This window comes from Larkinella soli, assembly GCF_003703975.1.
GTDB lineage: Bacteria > Bacteroidota > Bacteroidia > Cytophagales > Spirosomataceae > Larkinella > Larkinella soli.
In genome coordinates this window covers 1-23,946 of the sequence record NZ_QTJY01000015.1, presented here as the reverse complement: position 1 = coordinate 23,946, position 23,946 = coordinate 1, and the positions used below count along the sequence as shown (strand labels likewise).

Annotated in this window: 17 protein-coding genes; 7 read left to right on the top strand and 10 right to left on the bottom strand. The window is 58.4% G+C overall.

Going from position 1 to position 23,946, the window contains the following annotated elements:
- Positions 1–37: 37 nt before the first annotated feature.
- Positions 38–2,554 (top strand): PspC domain-containing protein, encoded by a 2,517-nt coding sequence (locus DX909_RS22555; protein ID WP_128547495.1) that lies wholly within the window; start codon positions 38–40, stop codon positions 2,552–2,554.
- 67 nt (positions 2,555–2,621) lie between these two features.
- Positions 2,622–3,377 carry a head GIN domain-containing protein gene (locus tag DX909_RS22550; protein WP_229311152.1) on the top strand — a complete coding sequence of 252 codons (756 nt, stop codon included), beginning with the start codon at positions 2,622–2,624 and terminating at the stop codon, positions 3,375–3,377.
- Between the two features lie 54 nt (positions 3,378–3,431).
- Here DX909_RS22550 and DX909_RS22545 read toward each other — a convergent pair whose 3' ends face one another.
- The 9 genes from DX909_RS22545 to kdsA all read right to left on the bottom strand — a co-directional run bounded on the left by DX909_RS22545 (position 3,432) and on the right by kdsA (position 18,370).
- Positions 3,432–4,415 (bottom strand): phytanoyl-CoA dioxygenase family protein, encoded by a 984-nt coding sequence (locus tag DX909_RS22545; RefSeq protein ID WP_229311151.1) that lies wholly within the window; start codon positions 4,413–4,415, stop codon positions 3,432–3,434.
- Between the two features lie 293 nt (positions 4,416–4,708).
- The gene (locus tag DX909_RS22540) at positions 4,709–5,956 is read right to left on the bottom strand and encodes a DUF2264 domain-containing protein (RefSeq protein ID WP_128547493.1); all 1,248 of its coding nucleotides are present in this window, start codon (positions 5,954–5,956) and stop codon (positions 4,709–4,711) included.
- A gap of 32 nt (positions 5,957–5,988) precedes the next feature.
- Positions 5,989–9,624 carry a VCBS repeat-containing protein gene (locus DX909_RS22535; RefSeq protein ID WP_128547492.1) on the bottom strand — a complete coding sequence of 1,212 codons (3,636 nt, stop codon included), beginning with the start codon at positions 9,622–9,624 and terminating at the stop codon, positions 5,989–5,991.
- Between the two features lie 135 nt (positions 9,625–9,759).
- Positions 9,760–11,295 carry a RagB/SusD family nutrient uptake outer membrane protein gene (locus DX909_RS22530; RefSeq protein WP_128547491.1) on the bottom strand — a complete coding sequence of 512 codons (1,536 nt, stop codon included), beginning with the start codon at positions 11,293–11,295 and terminating at the stop codon, positions 9,760–9,762.
- A gap of 53 nt (positions 11,296–11,348) precedes the next feature.
- Complete coding sequence (locus DX909_RS22525) at positions 11,349–14,813, bottom strand: SusC/RagA family TonB-linked outer membrane protein (RefSeq protein ID WP_128547490.1); 3,465 nt, start codon at positions 14,811–14,813, stop codon at positions 11,349–11,351.
- A gap of 7 nt (positions 14,814–14,820) precedes the next feature.
- Positions 14,821–15,813, bottom strand: a complete 993-nt coding sequence (locus tag DX909_RS22520; protein WP_128547489.1) for a FecR family protein — start codon at positions 15,811–15,813, stop codon at positions 14,821–14,823.
- A 95-nt stretch (positions 15,814–15,908) separates the two neighbouring features.
- Positions 15,909–16,529 carry an RNA polymerase sigma-70 factor gene (locus DX909_RS22515; protein WP_128547488.1) on the bottom strand — a complete coding sequence of 207 codons (621 nt, stop codon included), beginning with the start codon at positions 16,527–16,529 and terminating at the stop codon, positions 15,909–15,911.
- Between the two features lie 122 nt (positions 16,530–16,651).
- Entirely contained in the window at positions 16,652–17,482 is an 831-nt protein-coding gene (kduI, locus tag DX909_RS22510) for a 5-dehydro-4-deoxy-D-glucuronate isomerase (protein ID WP_128547487.1), read from the bottom strand.
- Between the two features lie 75 nt (positions 17,483–17,557).
- Positions 17,558–18,370, bottom strand: coding sequence for a 3-deoxy-8-phosphooctulonate synthase (kdsA, locus tag DX909_RS22505; protein ID WP_128547486.1), 813 nt, complete (start codon positions 18,368–18,370; stop codon positions 17,558–17,560).
- A 294-nt stretch (positions 18,371–18,664) separates the two neighbouring features.
- Here kdsA and DX909_RS22500 point away from each other — a divergent pair, with 294 nt between their 5' ends.
- From DX909_RS22500 to DX909_RS22480, 5 genes are all read left to right on the top strand, one after another.
- On the top strand, positions 18,665–18,901 hold the full coding sequence (locus DX909_RS22500; RefSeq protein ID WP_128547485.1) for an acyl carrier protein: 237 nt from the start codon (positions 18,665–18,667) through the stop codon (positions 18,899–18,901).
- A 24-nt stretch (positions 18,902–18,925) separates the two neighbouring features.
- Positions 18,926–20,173 (top strand): beta-ketoacyl-ACP synthase II, encoded by a 1,248-nt coding sequence (gene fabF / locus DX909_RS22495; protein WP_128547484.1) that lies wholly within the window; start codon positions 18,926–18,928, stop codon positions 20,171–20,173.
- 15 nt (positions 20,174–20,188) lie between these two features.
- The gene (gene rnc, locus DX909_RS22490; RefSeq protein ID WP_128547483.1) at positions 20,189–20,971 is read left to right on the top strand and encodes a ribonuclease III; all 783 of its coding nucleotides are present in this window, start codon (positions 20,189–20,191) and stop codon (positions 20,969–20,971) included.
- Positions 20,972–21,264: 293 nt separating this feature from the next.
- Entirely contained in the window at positions 21,265–21,696 is a 432-nt protein-coding gene (locus DX909_RS22485) for an Hsp20/alpha crystallin family protein (protein WP_128547482.1), read from the top strand.
- A 238-nt stretch (positions 21,697–21,934) separates the two neighbouring features.
- Positions 21,935–23,461 carry a Do family serine endopeptidase gene (locus tag DX909_RS22480; protein WP_128547481.1) on the top strand — a complete coding sequence of 509 codons (1,527 nt, stop codon included), beginning with the start codon at positions 21,935–21,937 and terminating at the stop codon, positions 23,459–23,461.
- Between the two features lie 90 nt (positions 23,462–23,551).
- Here the strand turns inward: DX909_RS22480 and DX909_RS22475 are convergent.
- Positions 23,552–23,946, bottom strand: a 395-nt coding sequence (locus DX909_RS22475) for a GDP-mannose 4,6-dehydratase (protein ID WP_206513035.1), incomplete at its 5' end; no start/stop codon positions are given.

The following is a 23,946-nucleotide window of genomic DNA, read 5'->3' as shown; positions in this document are numbered from 1 at the left end:
CCTAAACTCCCTTTTGACTCTTTCACACGTTTTTGTCATGAAAAAGACCATCAGTATCAATATCAGCGGAGTTATCTTTCATATTGAGGAAGACGGCTACGATAAACTGAAAAGCTATCTGACGTCGATCCAGCATTATTTTTCGACTTACGAGGACAGCCAGGAAATTATTACCGATATAGAAAACCGGATTGCCGAAAAACTTCTGAAAAAGCTCAAAACGGGCGAAAAACAGGCGGTAACCGACGAGGACGTTCAGGAACTGATTCAGTCGATGGGCACGGTTGCCGACTTTGAAGCCATCGAAGAAGAGGATATTATCGGTGCGGCTTCCGCCGGTTCGGCACGTTCGCAGTCGGCCTATGAATCGACCGGTTCGGCGGGCGGCCCGTCCGCGGGTGCTTCGGCCACGACCGCTTCGGCTTCCTCCACGACGCAGCAGCCTCCGCGCAAACTTTACCGCGACCTGCGCCGGAAGGTGGTCGGCGGGGTGGCGGCCGGGATCGCCAACTACTTCAACATCGACCCGGTCTGGGTGCGGCTGATCTTCGTCACGCTGATTTTCGCCCTGCCGCCGTTCGGACAGGATTTTCTGGCCGGCATTTCAGGCTTCGCCGTCGTGCTGTACATCGCCATGTGGATCGCTTTTCCGGGTTCGACGACGCTCGAAGACGACAAGAGCGTGAAGAAGTTTTACCGCAACCCCGACGACAAGGTACTGGGCGGGGTGGCTTCGGGCATCGGCGCCTACTTCGGCATCGACTCGGGCGTAGTGCGGCTCCTGTTCGTGCTCTTCATCTTCCTGTTCGGTACGGGTCTGCTGGCCTATATCATCCTTTGGATCATCTCCCCGCAGGCCAATACGCTCACCGAAAAAATGGAAATGCAGGGGGAGCCGATTACGCTCTCCAACATTGAGAGCAACATCAAGCGCAGCCTCAACCTGAACGAAGCCGCCGAAGAGAGCACCGTCGCCAAGGTTCTGCTCTTTCCCTTTCGGCTGATCGCCACCATCTTCAACGGTCTGGCGAGCGCCGTAGGGCCGCTGGCACGCGGGATTTTCGCCATCGTCCGGGTGCTGGCCGGGGTGTTTCTGATCCTGGTCGGTTTTGGGATCATGATGGGTTCGCTGGCGGTGCTGGGCACGGCTTTCGGTCTGAGGGGCATCAATTTCGACGGCGACAGCCTGCCGTTTACGATGCTTCAGCAGGAAGTTAACCCGCCGATGCTGCTGGCGGCTTTCGTGACGATCTTCATTCCGGGTCTGGCCCTGGCCATCATCGGCGTCATGCTGATCTCGCAGCGGGCCCTGGTAACGACCCGCGTTTCGCTGGCGCTCCTGAGCATCTGGTTTCTGGGCATCATCGGTCTGGCGGCTACGGTTCCGCAACTGGTGAACCAGTTCAGCAAACGGGGCGTCGTGGAAGAAACGGAGATCGTTCGGCCGCCTGTTCCGATCCCGACGCTGGATGTGAACGATTATAACGACAACAACGAACTGCATACCTCCATCGAACTGGAAGGCATCGACGGCCAGGACTGGAAGCTGTTCAAACGCCTGAGCGCCCAGGGGCCGTCGCGTCAGCAGGCGCAGCGAAACGCCCGGACCATCGCCTACAAATGGGCGGTCAAAGACTCCATCCTGGTGTTCGACAACAGCTTCGAGCTGAAGGCCGACAGCCGGTACAGGGGCCAGGACATCGACCTGATCATCTACGTTCCCTACGAGCGGCCGTTCCGGATGACCGAGCAGTTTGCGCGTCATATCCGCAACGAGTTCGGCGGCAAGGAGTTTGAACGCATGAAAGCCACCCTCTGGAAGCTTACCAAAACCGACGGACTGGTGTCGATCAACTACCCCCGCGAGCTGAACGACGATCGCTACGACGACGACCTGACCACCAATGACGCCATCGACGAGGTGCTGCGGAACGAACTGGGCGACGACTTTTTCCAGAAAGGGGAATATACCCGGCAATTCGACGTGAACAACTTCAGCCGGGTCGACATCGGCGGGGCCTTCGCCGTCCGGGTAAAACGCGGGACCGCCTTCAAGGTGGTGGCCGACGGCCGCGAGGAAGACGTCGACGATCTGCGGGTGCGGGTGGAAGGCGGAGAACTGCACGTCGACTACCGGAACGAGGGCCTTTTCCAGTTGAAAGACCGCCGGCGGGTCGGGCTGACGATCACGATGCCGGACGTGGATGCGCTCCAGTTCTCGGGCGCCACCCAGGCCATCATCACCGACTTCGATAACCTCGACAAACTGCGGGTCGGTCTGACGGGCGCCTGCCGGTCGCTGCTCGACGTGAAGGCAGACAATCTGGACCTTGAACTGACCGGCGCGTCGAAGGCGACGCTGCGGGGCCGTTCGGGCCGTCTGTCGGCGCGGCTGGCGGGCGCCTGCAAGCTCGATGCCACCGCCATGCAGGTGGGCCGGGCCGACATCAACGCCACCGGAGCCAGTTCGGCCGATTTCGGCACCGTTCAGGACCTGAATTCGGAAACGTCCGGGGCCAGCAGCGTCAACGGACCAAATAAATCGGAACAATAAAGGGTCGGGTGCAACATTTACCGCCTGACCTGCATCTTTTACCCGAACATCTCAAAACACTATCCGTATGAAAACCGCCCTTGCCCTGATCGCGCTTACTTCCCTCATGATCCCGACGGAGACGAAAACGATGGCGGCCGTCGACCCCTCCGGCAGCCCGCTGGTCGAAATCGTCAGCAACCTGCCCATGCAGGACGAAAGCCGCACCTTCTCCGTCAGCAACTTCGATAAACTGGATTTAGGCAGTGCCTTCGTCATCAACGTCCGGCAGGGCAGCGGCTACAAGGTCGTTGCGTCCGGCCGCCCGGCCGACCTCGACGACCTGGAGTCGCGGGTCACCGGCGGGAAACTGTCTATCCGCTACAAAGACAAAACCTGGAACCGCAACCGCCAGCGCGTGACGATCGACATCACGATGCCGACGGTGAGCGCCATCGATTTCGGCGGAGCCTCCCGCTCGACGGTCACCGGCTTCCGGAACCTGAAAGAACTGGCGATCGAGATTTCGGGAGCCTCCAGTTCCACCATCGAGGTGGATGCCGAACGGGTCCTGGTCGATCTGTCGGGCGCGTCGACCATCAACCTCAACGGGCAGGCCAAACGGCTTGAAGGCGAGGTGTCGGGTGCCACCTCGCTGCGGGCTTACGATCTGAAACTGGCCAGTGCGGCCGTGGACGTATCCGGGGCGAGCAACGCCCGCCTGACCGTCAGCGACCGCTTGGAAGCCCAGGCCAGCGGAGCCAGCAGTGTGACCTACCGCGGCTCCGCTTCCATCCGGGCCAATACGTCCGGGGCCAGTTCGGTCCGGAGTTCAGACCGCTGAATCAACTTTTTTATTTGAACATAGAGATTGGTAAGTAGAAAATGCGCTCGGTCTTCAGAGCGCATTTTTTTGTCCTGCCGGAACGGTCGGCGCGCTCTCTTCGACGGCTTCGCCCCGTTTGAAGCTATTTTCATACTGCGGCAGGTTCGGATCGGCGAACACGTCCGCATTGTTGTAGCTGTGACGAACGGGTTCGTTGACCAGATCGTGCCGGTGCCGATAGTAGCCCTGCGCGGAAGAATAGTGACACACGTATGATTTCCGGGTCAGTTCGCCGTCGAGGATGGGTTCTCCGCCGTGGGCGAGGGCGGCATGCCAGATCAGCACATCTCCCTTATTGATCAGCAGCGTTTTTTTCTCCAGACCCATCCGCTCGCATTCGGCCACCAGATACCGGCCGAAATCCGTCGGGTTCTTCGTGGATTCGCCATTGAAGAAAATACCGTTCCCCCAGTTGAACTTCCGGATCTTGTGTGAACCGACGTAATAGTGCAGTTCTCCCGATCCCGGCCGAACGTCTTCCAGGGCAATCCAGGCGGCCGCCAGATGGCTCGGCACCTGCGGAACCACATACGGGAAGTCCTGGTGGGTTTCCTGCTGGGAGCCGTACAGAAAGGTCAGACTCTGCATAGCGACCACTTTTTCCTGAAAAACGGCCTGCAGAAAGCTCACGATCGCATTGTGCAGCATCAGCTTCTTGCCGGCCACCGACGCATTGTGGAAGTCCATGATCTTGATGTACTGACCTTCGATGATCTCACGGGGTACCTCTTTGATCTTCATGACCGGATGACGCTGGTATTCGGGCCGGTCGATCCGAATGCTGATGTCGAACTCCTTGTGTCGTTCGATGAGTTCCTGAACGTCGGCCAGGTAAGCGTCCAGCAGTTCCTGCGAGATGACGTTCTCCAGAATGACAAAACCGTCGTTCCGCCACGACTTCAGTTTTTCCGCAAGGTCGTAGGGCAAATGAGGGGCTTTCGGAAAACTTCTGACAAAACCGTCAATATCCGGGTCTTTTTTGTCGATCCACGGCATTGTCTGGTAGTGGAAGTCGGTTAGGACAGGTGCAGGGAAAATTTTGCCGTAAACCTTTTGAGCTTTAGCAATACTTCTCTTGAAAATTGACATGATTCGTGAAGTGGTATAATCAAAAATATCTCATTCACAGGTTAATAACTATAATCCGCACAAAGTATCATGGGTTCAATCCATCAATCTTCCAACACAAGGCTCTGATAATCAGAGATTACCATTGAATCAATCTTTCATTTTTTTCATATTTCTATCCAGAAGCCCCCTTCTGAACCTATGATCCGTCCTGTTTTTCGTCAGCCTTTGACGGCATGATCGGCCTTTACGTCCTGCCCCGACCATATCTTTTTTGCGGTCCAGTCCTCGGCCGGAGCCTGCCAGAACGGGTCGTCGGCGGGCAGCCCGAGGGGCAGAAAGGCCACCGAACAGAGGTACAGACTGCCGGTTGAAATATAGGTTTCCCCGATCGAAGGCTGATGGCCGCACAGACCGATCTGCAGCCAGCCGTTCGCATCGAACGTGCCGGGGGCATCCATCGTCCGGCGGATCACGGCCGTCAGGGCCGCGCGGGCCTGGGCCGGTGAAATTTCAGCAGGCAACTGCTTCATCAGAGCCATCTGGGCCAGCAGTTGAAAAGCCCCGCAGCGGTAGGCCAGCGACCGCCCGAAGGCCGCAAAGGAACCGTCCGGCCCGATCAGCCGCTCCTGCACGATCGCATACCGCTGCGCCCGGGCCAGTACGGTCTGGTACAGGGTATCGTCCGCTTTTTTGGCTTCCCGCAGCGTCCCGACCACATCGAGCAGCATGGGCTGGATCACATAGCTGTTGTAATAATCCCAGTGGAAATCCGGCCCGTCGCCGTAAACACCGTCGCCTTTATACCAGTTCAGATGCTGACGAATGGCGTAGTCCATCCGCATCTCGTCACCCCAGCCGGTAAACTTCAGCAGGGCGGCTTCCACCATCGCGCTGAACAGGAGCCAGTTGTTGTAACCCGGTTTGATCACCCGGCTTGCCTTCAGGGCCTCGGTCAGCTGCTGTCGGGTGTCGGAAGCCAGCGGCTCCCAAAGCTGGGCGGGCGCCCGCAGCAGGCCGTGGGCCAGAAAAGCCGCATCGACCAGCGGCTGCCCCCCCTGCGTAAAATTAAGAAAGTCAGGCGATTTTGGATTGACGGCGTGACCGATGGCTTTCCGGGCCAGTTCGGCCACCTGCTGCTGCCGGGTCTTCTCGGCCCCGACCTGGGGCTGCCCGAGCCAGGGCGCCAGACCGGCCAGCGTGCGGCCCAGGGCTTCGAGGTGCGTCACTTTCCGGCGGCCCTCCTGCTGATTCGGTGCCGACTCGACCGGCATGGTCGCCTTCAAACGGCCCTGCGCCATGGCATTCAGAACGGGTTCGGCCACTTTCAGCAGAGTGCGCAGCCAGTAGGCGCGGTCCTCCGCGCCCGACGGCGGCCCGGCCAAAAGTTCATTCCGGGCCGCTGCCTGACTGACGGCCGGAGAAAGGGGAAGTACGGATAAGGTTCGGGTAAAATGACGACGGTTCATGCGGTGGTTTGGCGGGCGGTCTGCCCGCCGGTTTAAGGCACGGCTGCCACCCGGCGTTTTGCCCCGTTCCGCGCAACAATCATCAGAGAGACGGCTCCCGGCGGCACGGCAAACAATCGGGTGGATTGTGACAGATAAGTCGAACCCCACGAAAATTCTACTTTCCGCCGGCGGCCATTTTTCAGGGAAACCAGCGCATACCGGTCATCCGGGCGCAGGGTCACCCGCTGCCCGGGCGGGTGGCCGGTGTGCCGGAACGCCCGCAGGCTGTCCTGATTCTGGGTCACCACCAGCAACGAACGGCCGTCCTTCAGGGCGACCTCGGCCAGCCCCTTTGCATCACCGTCGGCCAGAAAGCCGGTTCGGGAAAGCGGCAGCGGCACAAAACCGCCCTTCCCGTCGCCCCGCAGGCACAGGCCGATTCCGGCGTCGTACCAGCCCGTCAGCACCTCGGACGCGTAGTTGTTGCCCACCATCAGCAGGTCGAGGTGGCCGTCGCGGTCGAAGTCGATGGGCCGCATTCCGAAGCCGGGGGCCAGCTGCGCTTCCACCGGAAGGGGCCGCAGCGCAAACCGCCCGGCTCCCTGGTTTTCGATGTAGGTCGACGCAAACCAGGTGGCCCGCCGGACGATGGCCCCCGCGCGGGTAGGCTCGGGCAGCACCTCCTGAAGGCCGCTCCTGCCGTAAACGGAGAAAAGCTGAAACTTCTGCCGGAACGAGGGCATCTGGTCGGTCAGGGTTTCGCGCGGATGCACCGGGTATTCCTTCCCGCCGTTGTAGGCGCTCATGATGGGATCGAGCGATCCGTTTTTGTCGTAATCATTGGCGTAGAGCGATACCGGCTGCTGTTCCGAGGCCCGATAGCGGCCGTTCAGCCCGACGTTTCCGGCCACGTAATCCATGTCGCCGTCGTTGTCGAAATCACCGGCGGTGAGGCTGTTCCACCAGCCGGTGGAATGATTGAATGATGGAGTTGCTGAATGATTGAATGTTTGCCCCCGGTTATTTTTGAAGAGGGTGATCGGCATCCATTCGCCGGCGAGGAGGAGGTCGGGCCAGTCGTCATTGTCGGTGTCGGTCCAGAGGGCCGCGCAGACGAGCCCGATCCGCGACAGGCCGGGGGCCACCTGTTCGGTGACGTCGGTAAACCGCCCGCCCTCGTTGCGGAGCAGGCCGCTGCGGGCCGGGCGCGGATATTCGCGCGGGATGATGCGGCCGCCCACGAACAGGTCGAGGTCACCGTCGCGGTCGTAGTCGGCGGCCGTCACGCAGGAGCCGCTGGATGCATCGGGCGGAAGGGCCAGGGTGTCGGGTCGGAAGCGGCCTTTGCCGTCGTTTTTGTACAGCCGGTCGCGGTATCGGGTCGAATCTTTGCCGAATTCCGTACTGCCCGAAGCCGCATACAGATCCAGGTCGCCGTCGTTGTCGGCGTCGAACAGCAGCACGCCGGTTTCCTCCTCGGTTTTGGCCGGCAGGTCGGACCGGCGGAAGGTGCCGTCGGCTTTCTGAAGAAACAGGGTCCCGGGTTTGCGGGCGGCTCCCGCCAGATACAGATCGTCCAGCCCGTCGCCGTCCACGTCGCCCACGGCGACCCCCGGCCCGATCTGCGAGTGTTTCTGGTGGAGCGTCGTCTGCTGCATCTTGTAATCGACGAAATCGTCCTCGTCATGCCGGAAGGCCAGACCGGAAATCTTCGAAACTTCCTCAAAAAGCGGTCTCGTCGCCCGCGGCCCGGGCCTTCGCGTCAGAAAATCAGTCGGCACCGGGTTCGCCTGGGCCTGCGCCAGGGTCAGCATCCGGTTGATGCCCGGTCGGACCAGAAGCTGCCCGGTTCCGTCCGGCCAGACGATCTTCAGAGAATCGATCGCTGCGACGGAGCCGAACCCGAAATGCAGCACCGGCTCGACGGTCGATTCATAACCCCGCTGCACCGCCTGCTCGGCATACTGCCGGAGCGAGGTCCGACCGGCATCATGGTAAAACAGGCTCACTCTGGCGCCCAGCCCGGAAAGGTTTCCCGGTTTGCCCCGTAGCTGAATGCGCAGGTAATTTCCGGCTTTTTTGCCGGCCTCTTCTCCGGCGCCGTCGATGGTTCGGTTCCGGTACAGAAAAGCCCGGTCGTTGATGTTGTTCATGACCAGATCCAGGTCGCCGTCGTTGTCGAAGTCGGCATAGGCCGTGCCGTTGGCATAGGAGGGCTGGTCGAGGCCCCAGGCGGCGGCCTGGTCGGTGAAGGTCAGCGAGGAGGTCCGGCCGTCGTTGTCGTTACGGTACATGAACTTGGGCTTGTAGACCCCTTCCAGGTCCTTCAACTGATCGGTGATCCGCTTGCGCCGGGTCTCGTCGGTCCCGAACATGGAGGCATTCTGATTGTAATTCGCGAAGTCGAGGTTCGTGACGTCCTTTCGGTAGCCGTTGGTAATCAGGAGATCCCGAAAACCGTCGTTGTCAAAATCGGCGAACAGCGTGCTCCAGCTCCAGTCCGTGGCGGCCACTCCGGCCAGATACCCGATGTCCGAAAAGCGCGGAACGTCGCGGCCGGCTTCCTTTCCGGCTCCGGCCGAACCCTCCGGCAAGGCCCCCCGGTTGAACTGAAGCACGTTGCGGATGTACTGGGGCTGATAGCCGAGCCGGCGGGCCATCTGAAACCGGTCGTAGTTGACCATCGAGAACATGGTTTTCTGCCGCAGGTTATCATCGGGCAGCATGTCGGCCACGGCGATCTCGTTCAGACCGTCGTTGTTAATGTCGGCCATATCCACGCCCATGCTGTTGTGACTCTGGTGTTTGAGTGCGTCGGCGATGCGGTTGCGGAACGTTCCGTCCTGGTTGTTGATATACATCACGTCGTTCGACTGAAAATCGTTGGCGACGTAGACGTCGGGCCAGCCGTCCTGATTGATGTCGTTGACGATCACGCCCAGCCCCCAGCCCTCGTGCACGATCCCGGCCTGCTTCGAGACGTCCCTGAATACCGGCAGGCTGCCCTTTCCGGCTGCAGGGCCGTCGTTGCGGTAGAGCCGGTCCAGACTGCGGGCGCTGCCGTCGTTGCGGGGGCCGGTGACGTTGTTGCGGTTATAGGATTCGAGGGCGTTGGTGAGCAGGTAGCAGTCGAGGTCGCCGTCGCGGTCGTAGTCCAGAAAAGCCGCCTGGGTCGAGTAGCTGGAATCGGCCAGCCCGGCCCGGCCGGCCATCTCCTGAAAGCGCGGAACCCCGTCGGAACCGTTTCCCTGGTTGATAAACAGAAGATTCGGCACCGACCCGGTTGGTTTCGGGTGGATCGTGGAGACGTAGATGTCCAGCCGTCCGTCCTGGTTGAGGTCGACCATGGAAACGCCCGTACACCAGGTGGTTGTGGATACACCGGCGGGGATGGTAACGTCCTGAAACTTCATGCCGCCTTTGTTCAGGTATAACCGGCTGGACACGGTATTTCCGGCAAAGAAAATGTCGGACAACCCGTCGCCGTCGACATCCCCGACGCCCACACCCCCGCCGTTGTAGATATATTCGAAAGCCAGCACGTTCAGCGTGTCGGATTCGGTGATGGTATTGGCGAAGTCGATGCCTGACTCACCGGCGTCGAGCAGTTCGAAGCGGGTTTCCTTCCGGCAGCCGGCCGTCAGGGAAAGCAGCGTGAGCAGCAGCGTGGCAAATCTCAGGATCATAGGGTTTCTCGGCGACACGGCGGTAAGTTACCAAAATCCAGTTTGCACAAAAAAGCCCCCACCAGGCGGTAAGGGCTTTCCGGATTTCGGTTTAGGTAAATTCCAGTTCAGGAATATCGGTTTAGGAATAAAGGATCAATAACCGGGGTTCTGGTCTTTCTGCTCCAGTTTATCGTTGTTGTCGATTTCGGCCTGCGGAATCGGCAGCAGTTCGTGTTTGCCTTTCTGAAAGTAGGTCAGCGGTTCGGCGGTCAGCTTGTTCTGTTTCCGCCACCGCAGGAGGTCGCGGTTCCGCAACTGTTCGCCGGCCAGTTCCACTTCCCGCTCGTGCTGAACGGCCCGGAAGATTTCGGCTTTGGAGTTCACCGGGAAGCTTTTGGTCGGATACGGCGGCATGGCCACGCTCTTGCGGGCGCGGACCTGGTTCAGGTAGCCGATGGCGGCCTGGGGCGTCCCGGCTTCGTTTTCGGCCTCGGCCATCATCAGCAGCACGTCGGCGTAGCGCATGAGCCGGAAGTTGATCCCGGAAGTATAATAGGTATCGGCGGTTTTATACATGGCCGAATATTTCCGCCAGCTGATCTTCTGCTCCTTACCGGCCAGCACCGAGGTGTTGCCCTGTACCTGGGCGTCGGTCAGGGTGTTTTTGTCGCCGTTGAACTTGTCGCCGATGAAATAGAACGAGTACAGAAGCCGCGGATCGGTTTTCTCGTCGCCTTTGGCCGTATTTTCATACTCGGCCAGCAGTTTGTTGGACGGAATCAGGTTGCGCCAGCCGATGGCGGCATATTCCTGGCTGCGCGGGGTAGTTTCGTTCCCGTTCCCGTTGCCGTCCGCATCCCAGTTAAAGTCCCCGACTTTGGAGAAAGCCACTTCGTAGATCGACTCGGGGTTATACTCCGTTTCTTCCAGGAAGTTGTCGTTGTAGTTATCGACCAGGGAATACTGTTTCGAGTCGATGACCTTCTGAAGCTCGGTTTTGGCGTTGGCGTACTCCCCGCGCTGCAAATACACCCGGCCGAGCAGGGTACTGGCGGCTCCGCGGGTGGCCCGGCCGAGGTCGGCTCCCTCGAACTTCAGCGGAAGGGCCGCCTGGGCGTCTTTCAGGTCGGCGATGACCTGCTGGTATACCTGATCCTCGGTGGCCCGGGGCTGTGAACCGCCGACCGACGTGACGTAGCTGTTATAGAGCGGCACCCCGCCCCACAGGCTGACGAGTTCGTAGTAGGCCCAGGCCCGCAGAAACTTGGCCTGGCCCACCACCTGATTGCGCTGTTCGGCGGTGCCGTCGGTCACCTGGGCGGCCCGGTCGATCACCACGTTGGCGCGGTGGATCATCCGGTACAGACCGTTCCAGACGCTGTTCATCACCCCGTTGGCCGGGTCATGGACGCCGGTAAGCAACTGGTTCCGGGGCGTTTCGAGCTGCCCACCGCCGGTCGCCACGTCGTCGCTGCGCAGGTCATGCAGGAACCAGTATTCCCGGCCCAGGAGGTTAGCCGACTGCTGGATGGCATAGATGGAATTGACGCCCTTGGTCAGTTCCGACAAATCCTTGAAATACTGATCGGTGAGAATCTGGTTCGGGTTCACCTGATCCAGGTCGCTTTCGCTGCATCCCAGGAGCAGCCCAACCAGAAGGATTCCCTTTCCTATGAACTTATTTCTCATGGTGTTTATCAATTTAAATTCTATCGTTCAAATTATGTTGGTGAAGTTCTCCATTAAAAACCGATCTGAATCCCGACCGTGAAGCTCCGGGCCACCGGATACTGCCCGTAGTCGATCCCATTGGTCAGCGTCTGGTTGTAGCGGGAGCCGATTTCCGGGTCGTAGCCGGTATATTTGGTAAACGTCAGAAGGTTCTGTCCTGATACATAGATCCGGGCGCGGGAGAGCGTCGAACGGGTCCAGGACTGAAGCCGGTCGGCCGGGATGGAATACCCGATGCTCAGGTTTTTCAGACGCAGGTAGGAACCGTCTTCGATGAACCGGTCGGAGGTCCGGCTGTTGCGGTTCGGGTCGCCGTCGACCGCCCGCGGAACGTCGGTATTCGTGTTGGTCGGCGTCCAGGCGTTCAGCACTTCCGTGCCGGCGTTGAACAGCCGCAGCATACCCTGACGCAGCACCTTCGTTCCGTTGAAGATCTTGTTCCCCTGCACCCCCTGCAGGAACAGCGACAGGTCGAAGCCGAGGTAATTGGCCGAGAAGTTGGCCCCGTAGGTAAAGTCGGGGATGAAGTTACCGAGATTGGTCCGGTCGCCGGCATCGATCACCCCGTTGCCGTCGATGTCGACGAAGCGAATGTCGCCGGGTTTGGCGTTATCCTGCTTCGCTGCGGATTTGACCTCTTCGTCGCTCTGGAAAATACCGGCCACTTTCCAGCCGTAGAAGTACTGGATCGGCTGCCCGGCTTCGGTGCGGGTGATGTCGTAGCCGCCGTAGTCGGCGTTGCTGCCCGTCAGGATCGGGGAAATCTCGGGGCCGAGGCTCAGCACCTTGTTCCGAACCAGGCCGAGGTTGGCCGACGCATTGAACCGGAAGTCGCCGGAGGTTTTATTATACCCCAGCTGAAGCTCGAAGCCGCGGTTGCGCATGCTGCCCACGTTGGCGATCGGTGAGTTGGAATACCCGATGGAGGGCGCTACCGGCTGGTTCAGAATCAGCCCGTCGGTTTTGCGGTCATAAGCTTCGGCCGACAGCGTGATGCTGTTGTTGAACAGACCGAGGTCTATACCGATGTTGCCCATCTTCGTCACCTCCCACTGCAGATCGGTGTTGCCCAGACGGTCGAAGTACGTGCCCTGCGTCACGGCACCGCCGAGGACGGCGTTGGTCGTCTGGCTGACGGCCACCTGCCAGGGATAGTTACCGATCTCGTTAAAGCCCATCGAGCCGTAGCTGGCCCGCACCTTCAGTTCGGATACGGCGGGCGAGTTCTTCATGAAGGCTTCCTCACTGATCCGCCAGCCCACTGAAACCGAGGGAAAGTTCCCCCACTTCTTGCCGGGGGCGAACCGCGACGAACCGTCCCGGCGGAAGGAGGCACTCAACAGGTATTTGTTGGCGTAATCGTAGTTGGCCCGGGCCAGATAGGAGAACAGCACGTATTTCTCGCGGCTGCCCTGCGCCGTCTGGTTGGCCAGACCGGTCAGCTCGCGGATGGTATTGGAAGCCGCCTGGCCGCTGGTGTTCAGGATGATGGACGTTCCCGATTGCCGCTCGGCGACCGCCACCACGTTCAGGTGATGCTGGCCGAAGTTTCTGTCGAAGGTGAGCTGGTTGGTAAACAGCGGAGAGGTGTAGGTCGTCCGGTTGTCGGTGACCACGGCCGGATTCCGGGCGTTGAAGCTCTCGTTGTAGATCGGCAGGAAGATGTACTGCCGGGCCTGAACATAATCGATGCCGCCCGTGAAACGGTATTTCAGCCAGTCGGTGATGCCGACCTCCAGGAAGGCGCTCCCCAGGAACTTCAGCCGCTGCGTGTTGTCCCGGTCCTGCACGGCAATCCGCACCGGGTTCTGCGGGTCACTGCCGTCGGAGCCGTCCGGACCGCGGTAGCCGCCCACTCTGGTCGGGTCTTCAACGGGCATATATGGGGTCATGTGCAGCATGTGCTTGATCTGCGTCCGTCCCCCGCTGTTGTTCTCGTTATACTTATCGTCGTAGGAAATCGTCAGCGACTGACCGAAGGTGAACCGCTTGCTGATCTTGTGGTCGGAGTTGATCCGGAAGTTACCGCGCCGGTAGCTGGTTCCGAGCATGATCCCCTCCTGGCTGAAATACCCGGCCGACGAATAGAACCGCGACCGGTCGTTTCCGCCCGAAAGCGATATGTTATGCTGGGTCATCGGCGCCGAGCGGAACAGCTGATCCTGCCAGTCGGTATTCGTCTGCGCATACGTCTGGGTCGCGCCCGGATAAATGGGATCGTTCATGGCATTGAACCGGGCCGGAAGGGCCTGGCCGGCATTGGTCCGCAGGGCGGTGCCGTACCGGATGTACTCTTCGGTATTCAGCACGTCGAGGGTGCGCCAGGCGCTCTGGGTGCCCACGTAGCCGTCGTAGCTGACGTGCATCCGGCCGTCGGTGCTGCCCCGCTTGGTCGTGATGATGATGACGCCGTTGGCCGCCCGTGATCCGTAGATGGCCGCGGCCGATGCGTCTTTCAGCACATCGACGGTTTCAATGTCCCGCGTGTCGAAGTTATTGAGGTCACCGGTCGGAAAGCCGTCGATGACATACAGCGGATTGGAAGCGTAGTTGATGGACCCGATGCCCCGGATGCGGACCACCGGCGATTCGCCCGGCGCCCCGTTGCTCACCACCGACACCCCCGGCACCCGGCCCTGGATGGCCTGCTGCACGTTGACGACCGGCAACTCGGCCACTTCTTTGGACGTCACCGACGAAATGGCGCCCGTAACGGCGGCCCGCTTCTGCGTACCGTATCCGACTACGACCACTTCACTCAGCGCCCGGATGTCTTCCTGAAGCGTTACGTTGACCGTCGAGCGGCCGTTGACCGGAATCTCCTGCGAGGAATAGCCGACGAAGCTCAATACCAGGGTGGCGTTGTTCGGGGCGCTGAGCGAGTATTCGCCCTGGCCGTTGGTGGTCGTACCGCGGGTGGTTCCCTTGATGACGACGCTCACGCCGGGGATTCCCTGCCCGCTGCGGTCCGACACCCGGCCCTGCACCTGAATGTCCTGGCGCTCGGCCGACAGCATCGAGAAGCCGATCCGCTCCAGCCGGCTCACGTTCAGTTCCGTCGGAACCGCGACTTCCCCTTCGGGGGCGGTGGGGAGCCCGCGTTTTTCGATCTGGCTGACCTTCCTAAGAAACCGGGCGTTGCGGTCCCGGCTGGCCAGAATGATATAAAAGTTGTTCTGGATTTTTTCGTAGGTAAGGCCCTTGTCGGCGAGCAGGTTCGACAGGGCGTCTTCGACATTCCGCTCGCGGTGGCTGGTCATCATGACTTTCGTATCGACCAGATCGGTGCGGTAAATGAAGGAAACCCGGTATTGCCGTTCCAGTTCAGAAAGGGCCGCTTTCAGCGTAACCACCGGCGCTTCGATCTCTTTAGCCTGGGGCGCACCCCGATGGTTGTAGGACACCAGCATCTGGGAATAGGCCGGTAAGGTTCCGGCCAGAATGACTCCTATCAGAAAGGATACTGCTTTTTTCATAGAGGGTTCAGTTTTGCTGAATAATGATTCGATCAGGTTGGCGCGTAATTTTCATGTCGAACAGGCGGGATAAACCGTTGAGAATGGTTTCTACGTTTTTGCCGGGAATGGTTCCGGAAAACTTCTGGCGCAGCAGTTCGCGGTCGGCGATCACGACCTCCAGGCCATAGGTGTCTTCCAGCAACTGGGCAATTTCCTGCAGGGTCGTGCCGTCGAACACCAGTTTTTCGGTGCGCCAGGACGACTGGGCCTGCGCGTTGACGGCTTTTTTGTAAAAAACTTTGGCCTGGGTGTCGGCAAAGAACATCTCGCCGGGCTTCATCACGAGGTGGTTGTTCGGATCGTCGGACACCTTCATCTGAATGCGTCCGTCGTTCAGCACCACGCGGGTTCTGGATTTTCGGGTGTAGACGTTGAAGCGGGTGCCGAGAACCTCCACGTTCATGTTGGACGGCAGGTGTACCGTAAACCGCTGGTGGTTAAGGGTGTGAACTACTTCGAAGAACGCTTCGCCCTCGACCCATACCTCCCGGGGCGTCTCCGGCGACCACTCTTCCGGGTACGTAATGGAGGTGTTGCCGTTCAGCGTCACCACCGACCGGTCCGGGAGAACGACCCGCCGGGTCTGGCCGTAATCGGTCCGGAGCGTGACGGTTTCGGGGGGAGTCAATTGCCGGTAGGCCCACCAGCCGCCGGTCGCCAGCAGAAGCAGCGTGACCGCAGCCGCAGCCAGCCACGTAAACCGGCGTTCCGGACGCCGGAGCGGACGAACCACCCCGGCCGTGGCCTGCTTCCGGATCTGCATCCGGTTGAACAGCTGCCGGGCGGTGCGGTTTTCGGCCTCGTCGAGGGGCAGAGCCTCCAGCGATTGCAGGTCCACATCCAGAAGCTGTTTCAGATGCTGCTGTCCATCGGTTCCGGACAGGTAGGCCAGCACGACCAGCGCTTCGTCGGGGCTACACTCGTTTTTTAAATATTTCTGTAAAAGTTGTGCATCCATTGGGATGAGTTCAGGAATTATTCAATTCATTCCTTAATAGATACACAAAGCCGGGATGGAAGTATGATCAGGAAGAAAAAAAAATTGTAAACCGGTCAGGAGAAGAGTTCAAAGAGGAGCAGCATCGGCACGATGCCTTCGAGGTCGGCGTGCCTGCCGAGGTATTCCTTCAGGAATTTGGAAGCCTGCGAGAATTGAAACTTGACGGTGTTGACTGAAATGGAAAGCTGCCGGGCCACCTGTTCGTTATCGAGCCCGTTGAACACCCGCATCCGGAACACCCGGGCGCGCTGGGGCGGCAGCTGACGCAGCCCCTGCTCCAGAATTTCGCCGTACTCCTGAAGCTGGAAGGCGTTGCCGGTGGTGTCTTCCCCATAAGCCTCCTCGGTTTCGGCCGACAGATACTCCCAGATGGACTGGTGGCTGTCGCGGATCACGTTCAGGACGTGATTTTTCATCGAAATCGACAGAAAGCCCTTGATGGAACAGGTTTCGTTCAGGGCGTCGCGATGGTCCCACAGTTTCAGGAAGATGTCCTGCACGGCGTCTTCGGCCCGCTCGGGGTCTTTCAGAAACTTGATTCCGATGGCGTGGAGATGCTTATAATAGAGGAAGAAGACCTCTTCAAAAGCCTGTTCATCCCCCGCCTTGAGCCGCAGGGTGACGTCTGTCTCAGAGTCCTGACTCGGCCGAGCTTGTAATCGTCGGACGTGCATGAAGAAGCTTGATCGGGTTGAGAGTTGTTAAAAGGCAACAATATCTAAAAATAGCCAAAGATTGCATACAAAACTTTCCGTTTTATTAAAAAGTTTTGTGCCCGGCCTGTTGCCACTCCCTCCTACCGAAGGTCTTTCACGGAAACGAAATCCATATCCGTAAAGGTATAATTCTCACCGGCCATCGCCCAGATAAAGGAATAGGCGGTGGTTCCGGCCCCCGCGTGAATGGACCAGGGCGGGGAGATCACGGCCTGCCCGTCGGCCACCGGCAGATGGCGGGTTTCCTGAGGGTGACCCATGAAATGAAACACCCGCTGGTCTTCCGAAAGGTCGAAATAAATGTAGGCTTCCATCCGGCGGTCGTGCGTATGGGGCGGCATGGTGTTCCAGACGTTGCCGGGCTTCAGCGTAGTGAGCCCCATCACCAGCTGGCTGCCGGCCAGCCCACCGGCATGGATGTATTTGTAGATGGTCCGCTGGTTGGCGGTTTCCGGGGCGCCCATGTCGGCCGGGGAGGCTTCGGCGGCCGTGAGCCGGGCGGTAGGACACGGGCGGTGTGCGGGGGTCGAGATCAGGGCGAACCGGGCCGGATGGCCGGCGTCGCGGCTGGTAAAAACCACCTCGCGGCTGCCCAGGCCGACATACAGACAGTCTTTCTTATCCAGATCGAAGCTCCGCCCGTCGACCGTCACCGTTCCGGCTCCGCCGATGTTGATCACCCCCATTTCCCGGCGTTCGAGGAAGAAATCGGCCTTCAGTTCGTCATAGGTCGGCAGCGCCGGCCGGTCCGTGACGGGCATCACTCCTCCGACGATCATGCGGTCGTAGTGCGAATAGACGAAGGAAAAGGCATCCGGTTCGAACAAACGTTCGATCAGGAACTCCCGGCGGATGCGCTCGGTATCGTATTGCCGGAAATCGGTCGGATTGGTGGTGTAACGGGTCTGCATCGGAGCTTGGATCAGGCTTCATGGGAGAGAGTGCCGGCGAAAGTGATTCTACTGCCGGACCCATCGAAATTCCGATTATCCGGCGATGGCCTCCCGAATCCGCACCAGCTTTTCGAGCAGCCCTTCCAGCCGGTCCAGCGGCAGCATGTTGGCCCCGTCCGATTTGGCCTCGGAGGGCCGGGGGTGGGTTTCAATGAACAGACCGTCGGCCCCGACGGCGATGGCGGCTTTGGCGATGGTAGCGATCAGGGCGGGTTTTCCGCCGGTCACGCCCGACGACTGGTTCGGCTGCTGAAGCGAGTGCGTGCAGTCCATCACGACCGGCACGCCCTGGGCCTGCATGGCCGGAATGTTCCGGTAGTCGACGATCAGGTCCCCATAGCCGAAGGAGTTGCCCCGGTCGGTCAGGAAAACGACGGAGTCGGGGCGGACCGATTTCACTTTTTCGACCGCAAATCCCATCGAATCGCCGGCCATGAACTGTCCCTTCTTGATGTTGACGACCTTGCCGGTTCGGGCGGCTGCCGCGAGCATATCCGTCTGGCGGCAGAGAAAAGCCGGAATCTGAAGGACATCCACGTAGGGGGCGGCCATGTCGGCTTCATGGGACTCGTGAAAGTCGGTCAGAGTCGGTACGTCGAAGGTGTCGCCCACTTCCTTCAGGATTTCCAGGGCCGGGAGGTCGCCGATGCCGGTAAAGGAGTCGAGTTTGGTGCGGTTGGCTTTCCGGTAGGAGCCTTTAAAAATATAGGGAATCCGCAGCCGGTCGGTGATCTCCACGATTCGTTCGGCGATTTGCAGGGCGAGGTCGCGGCTTTCGATGGCGCAGGGGCCGGCGATAAGGAAAAAGCGGCCGGAATCGGTATGCTTCAGCTTGGGGATGTCCACGTTTTTTCAGATTTTGATGCAAAACTACACAATCGGATCGGCTTTGTCTTCCGGGGTGTAAAAAGCAACTTGGTATACTTATATAGTAGGCTTTCATCTCCGGGATGGGAGCCGGGAGCAATTGGGAGGCAGGGTGAAACGAACGGAGTTTAATTTTATAATCGCCTGTAAATCTGAATAATTAATTAAAAATCAGGCGTTTTTTCAGCGGTTTTTGGTCGAAAAAATTATTTGACAATACTATTTTAAATCTCTTTCTTTGCACAGTTTTTTTAACCCCAAACGCATACAGAAATGTCAGAAATTGCAGACAAAGTAAAGGCTATCATTGTTGAGAAACTGGGTGTTGAGGAGTCGGAGGTAACGCCGGAGGCCAGCTTCACCAACGACCTGGGCGCTGACTCGCTCGATACGGTCGAATTGATTATGGAGTTTGAAAAAGAATTCAACATCTCGATTCCGGACGATCAGGCTGAGAACATCGGTACGGTGGGTCAGGCGATTTCGTATCTGGAAGAGAATGTGAAATAAGCTTTCCTTTTTGCAGTTCATTTTATGCCTTTTAAACGAGTAGTAATCACAGGTCTTGGCGCGCTTACGCCGATTGGTAATACAGTACAAGAGTTCTGGAACGGCTTATCTGCCGGTGTGAGTGGCGCCGGCCCGATTACTAAATTCAATGCCGAGAAGTTTCGGACCAAGTTTGCCTGTGAAGTCAAAGGGCTGGACATCAACCAGTTCATCCCTCGCCAGGAGGCTCGTAAAATGGACCCCTTCGCCCAGTATGCGCTCATCGTGGCCGACGAGGCCGTTGCCGATGCCGGGCTGAATCCCGAACAAATCAATCTGGACAAAGCCGGTGTGATCTGGGGCTCCGGAATCGGGGGCCTGAAGACCTTCGAGGACGAAGTGAAGAATTATGCCACCGGCGACGGCTCCCCCCGCTACAATCCGTTCTTCATACCGAAAATGATTGCCGACAGTGCTTCGGGCCTGTTGTCGATCCGCTATGGATTTCGTGGGGTCAACTACGTAACGGTCTCGGCCTGCGCTTCGGCGACCAACGCCATGATCGATGCGTTCAACTTCATCCGGCTCGGCCGTCTGGACATTGCCATCAGCGGAGGGTCCGAAGCCGCCGTGACCGAAGCCGGGGTCGGCGGGTTCAATGCCCTGCGGGCGCTCTCCGAACGGAACGACTCCCCCGAAACCGCTTCCCGGCCTTTCGACAAAGACCGCGACGGCTTCGTTCTGGGGGAAGGCGCCGGAGCCATCATTCTGGAAGAATACGAACACGCCAAAGCGCGGGGAGCTAAAATTTACGCCGAACTCATCGGCGGAGGGATGTCTTCCGACGCCTACCACATTACCGCCCCGCACCCCGAAGGACTCGGCGCCCTGAACGTCATGAAAGATGCCCTCAACGACGCCGGAATCGGCCCTGAAGACATCGATTACATCAATGTTCACGGAACTTCGACCCCTCTGGGCGATGTTAGTGAAGCAACGGCCATCGAGAAAGTGTTTGGCGAACATGCGTACCGACTGAATATCAGTTCGACCAAATCGATGACGGGCCACCTGCTCGGCGCTGCCGGGGCCATCGAGTCCATCGCGTGTCTCATGGCCATGCAGCATAACCTGGTTCCGCCCACCATCAATCATTTTACCGACGACGAACAATTCAATCCCAAGCTGAACTTTACGTTTAACAAGGCACAGGAACGCGCGGTCAACGTGGCCCTGAGCAATACATTCGGCTTCGGGGGACACAATTTCTCCGTAGTATTTCGTAAACTTTGAGTCAAAACCAGCCGCGTGCAAGCTGCTTTAACCAACACCGTCTTCGGGCCAATCCTGGGTTTTTTCCGGTCGCGGTCGGGTAATAGCGAGCGCCGTAAATTTCGGCGTGCCGTGGAACACATCATCGGCGAGGCTCCTTCCAACGTCGGCCTGTACCAGCTGGCCTTCCGCCATACCTCCGCTTCCAAGGAAACCGCCATCAAGGGTTTCAAGGAATCCAACGAGCGTCTGGAATACCTGGGCGATGCCGTGCTCGGTATGGTGATCGCCGAATTTCTCTTCAAGAAATTTCCGTACAAGGATGAAGGCTTCCTGACCGAAATCCGCTCCCGGATCGTCAACCGCGAGACGCTGAACGGCATTGCCCGTAAGATTGGTCTGGAAAACCTGATCGAATACGACGGAAGCCGGAACCGGGGCATGGTGCCTGCCCGTACGTCCATGTATGGCGACGCCCTGGAGGCCCTGGTCGGCGCGATTTATCTCGACAAGGGATTCCGGTTCACGCGCCGGTTCATTCTCAAGGAGCTTCTGGGACACTATGACCTCGATGCGCTGATCAACAACAACGCCAATTACAAAAGCCGCCTGATCGAATGGGCGCAGCGGGAAGGCAAAAAGGTCGAGTTTGCCATTGTTTCCGAACGGGGAAACAATCACTTCCGTGAATTTATTGCCCAGGTGACGGTCAACGACGAACCGTTCGCCCAGGGCAGCGGCTACAGCAAGAAAAAAGCCGAACAGTCGGCGGCCGAAAAAGCCTGCGAACAGCTCCAGCTCAAACAGGCCGCTAACTGAGCGCCGGGAACCATTGCCTCTTCAACTCCTTTCCGTGGATTACCTCTTAAAAGCCTGTCTTTAAATCATACTCTGCTGAGGGCGGCAGAAGAACATTTCCGTATGTCTCTAAATGTCAGGCCGTTGCAGACCTAAACTGACAGTCTGACATTGTGTTTTTCCCTGAACCGTACATAAAACAGTCAAATTGGCGTAGTCTCCGGACCAACCTTCGATTGGTATGAATGTTGTCAAAACGGGTAGTGTCTGTATCTCAAAACAACAAATCAAACCATTAAAAGGAGGATAACGCCATGAATCCGATGTTAAAAAACAGCCATCTGCCTTCATTGATCGAGAACTTCTTCGGCCGTGATCTGGACGGCTTTTTTGCCGCGAACCAGACTGTGAACCATCTGCCGGCCGTGAACGTCGCCGAACATAAGGACGGTTTTCGGATCGAAGTGGCCGCGCCCGGTCTGAAGCGCGAAGACTTCAAACTGAACCTCGATCACAACAACCTGACGATCTCGGCTTCCGGAGAAACCAGTGAAGCCAGACAGGAAGAGAAGTATACCCGCCGTGAGTTCAGCTACTCCTCATTTCAGAGGACCTTTACGCTTCCGACGTCCATCGACACCGAGAAGATTCAGGCTTCCTATAATGACGGTGTGCTGAAGATCGAGTTGCCAAAACGGGAAGAGGCAAAGGTCAAACCGGCCCGCCAGATCGAAATCGGCGGCTGAGCCGGCCCTGACCGACGGACATAGCCTGTGTGAATCCCCACAGGCTTTTTTACTTTCAATGCCCGAAAATTCGGATAAGTCTTTAAATTTAATCCGCAGAAACAAGGCCTCCGGCCCTTAACATTCAGCTGTTAAATTTTGTTAATTGGGATACGTCAGCGAATTTTCAGGAGAGCGGATTTCGTTATCCCATTAGTTGAAACAAAGCAGTAGACGACCTATTTCTGAATCAAGTCAAATGAAAAGCAACTGGAAAATCTTAACGGTCATCGCTCTCTTGTCGAGCTTTGTCACCCTTGCCGCCTATAACTTCTTAGGGTTCAATAAGCGGGATGTCATTTTTAACGAATCAGGATCACCCGCTTCGGCGCCCCTGGGTCGACTGGCCGCTCTGACCGGTCCGCAGGCAGCTCCGGGTGATTTCACCTATGCGGCCGAAGCGGCAACGCCGGCGGTCGTTCACATCAAGACTACCGTAACCCGTACGGTCCGCCAGCAGCAGATTCCGGATATTTTCCGTGACTTCTTCGGTGAGGAATTCGGACGTGGTGGCCGTGGGGGCGCTCCGCAGCGTCAGCGCGGGCAGGCATCCGGTTCGGGTGTGGTTATCAGCCAGGACGGTTATATCGTGACCAACAACCACGTGGTGCAGGATGCCGATGAGGTGGAAGTGATTCTGACCGACAAACGCAGCTTCAAAGCCAAAGTGATCGGTACCGACCCCCTGACCGACCTTGCGGTCATTCAGGTCAATGCCAAGAATCTGCCGGCCATTACGCTGGGTGATTCCGATGCCCTGAAACTGGGCGAATGGGTGCTGGCCGTCGGTTATCCGCTTGACCTGGAGTCAACGGTAACGGCCGGTATCGTCAGCGCCAAAGGTCGCCGGATCGGTATTCTGGACCAGAACGTCAATCAGAACGACCCGAAACCGGATTCTCCGGTCGAGGCCTTTATCCAGACGGATGCCGCCATCAACCCCGGTAACTCCGGTGGAGCTCTTGTCAACCTCCGCGGTGAGCTGATCGGTATTAACTCCGCCATTGCTTCCGCCACCGGTTATTACAGCGGTTACGGTTTTGCCGTGCCGGTGTCACTGGTGAAGAAAGTGTCTGCCGACCTTCTGAAATACGGCAACGTACAGCGCGGTTATCTGGGCATTATCCCCATCGAACTGGACAGCCGTCGTGCTCAGGAAGTAGGCGCTAAAGTGGGTCGCGGTATCTACGTCAACGAAGTGGTCGAAGGCGGTGCTTCCGCTACCGCCGGGCTGAAAAAAGGCGACGTCATCGTGAAGATGGAAGGTCAGCCTCTGGATTCCGACGCTCAGATGCGTGAAATCATCGGCCGTCGTCGTCCGGGTGACGTGATCGCCCTGACCGTAAACCGGAACGGTGAACTGCGCGACTTCCGTGTAGAACTCCGCAATCGGAACGGTGGCCGTGACATCATCAAACGCAGTGAAGTCACCACCGCTTCCACGAGCCTCGGCTCGCTGGGCGCCGATTTTGAAGACCTTTCTGCGGCCGATGCCAAACGGCTCGGTGTCAGCGGAGGTGTCCGGATAAAACGGATCGGTGACGGAAAAATGGCTGAAACCGACATTGAAGAAGGGTTTATTATCCTGAAAGCCAACGGCAAAGCTGTGAAGACGGTGAAAGACCTTCAGGCTGCCATGACCACTACCAAAGAAGGGGAAGGCCTGATGCTGATCGGTATGTATCCGAATAGTTCCCGGATGTACTACTACGCAGTTCCTGTTTAAGCTGAAAGGTGTAAGCGCCAGGGCGCTTTAAACTATACAAGAAAGCCCGCCGTTCGGCGGGCTTTTTCTATTTGATATTCGTTAGTCGGGTTATTCGTAATAATTCATGACGCGGTGACCGCCCTGTTCCAGCAACTGGTCACGACGGAACAGGTCGATGTCGGCGGAAACCATCTCCTTCACCAGCGCAACCAGATCGTACTTAGGCTGCCAGCCCAGTTTGGTCATGGCTTTGGTGGGGTCGCCCAGCAGCAGATCCACCTCCGTCGGCCGGAAATACCGCTCGTCGATACAGACCACTTCTTTACCCGCTTCCAGCGGGAATTGCGGATTCGTGGATTTGGCGATCAGGCCGACTTCCTTCGCGCCTTCCCCCTTGAATTCCAGTTCTACCCCCACCTCGCCGAAAGCCATTCTGATGAAATCCCGAATGGTGGTAGTGACACCGGTGGCAATGACGAAGTCCTCGGGCTGCTCCTGCTGCA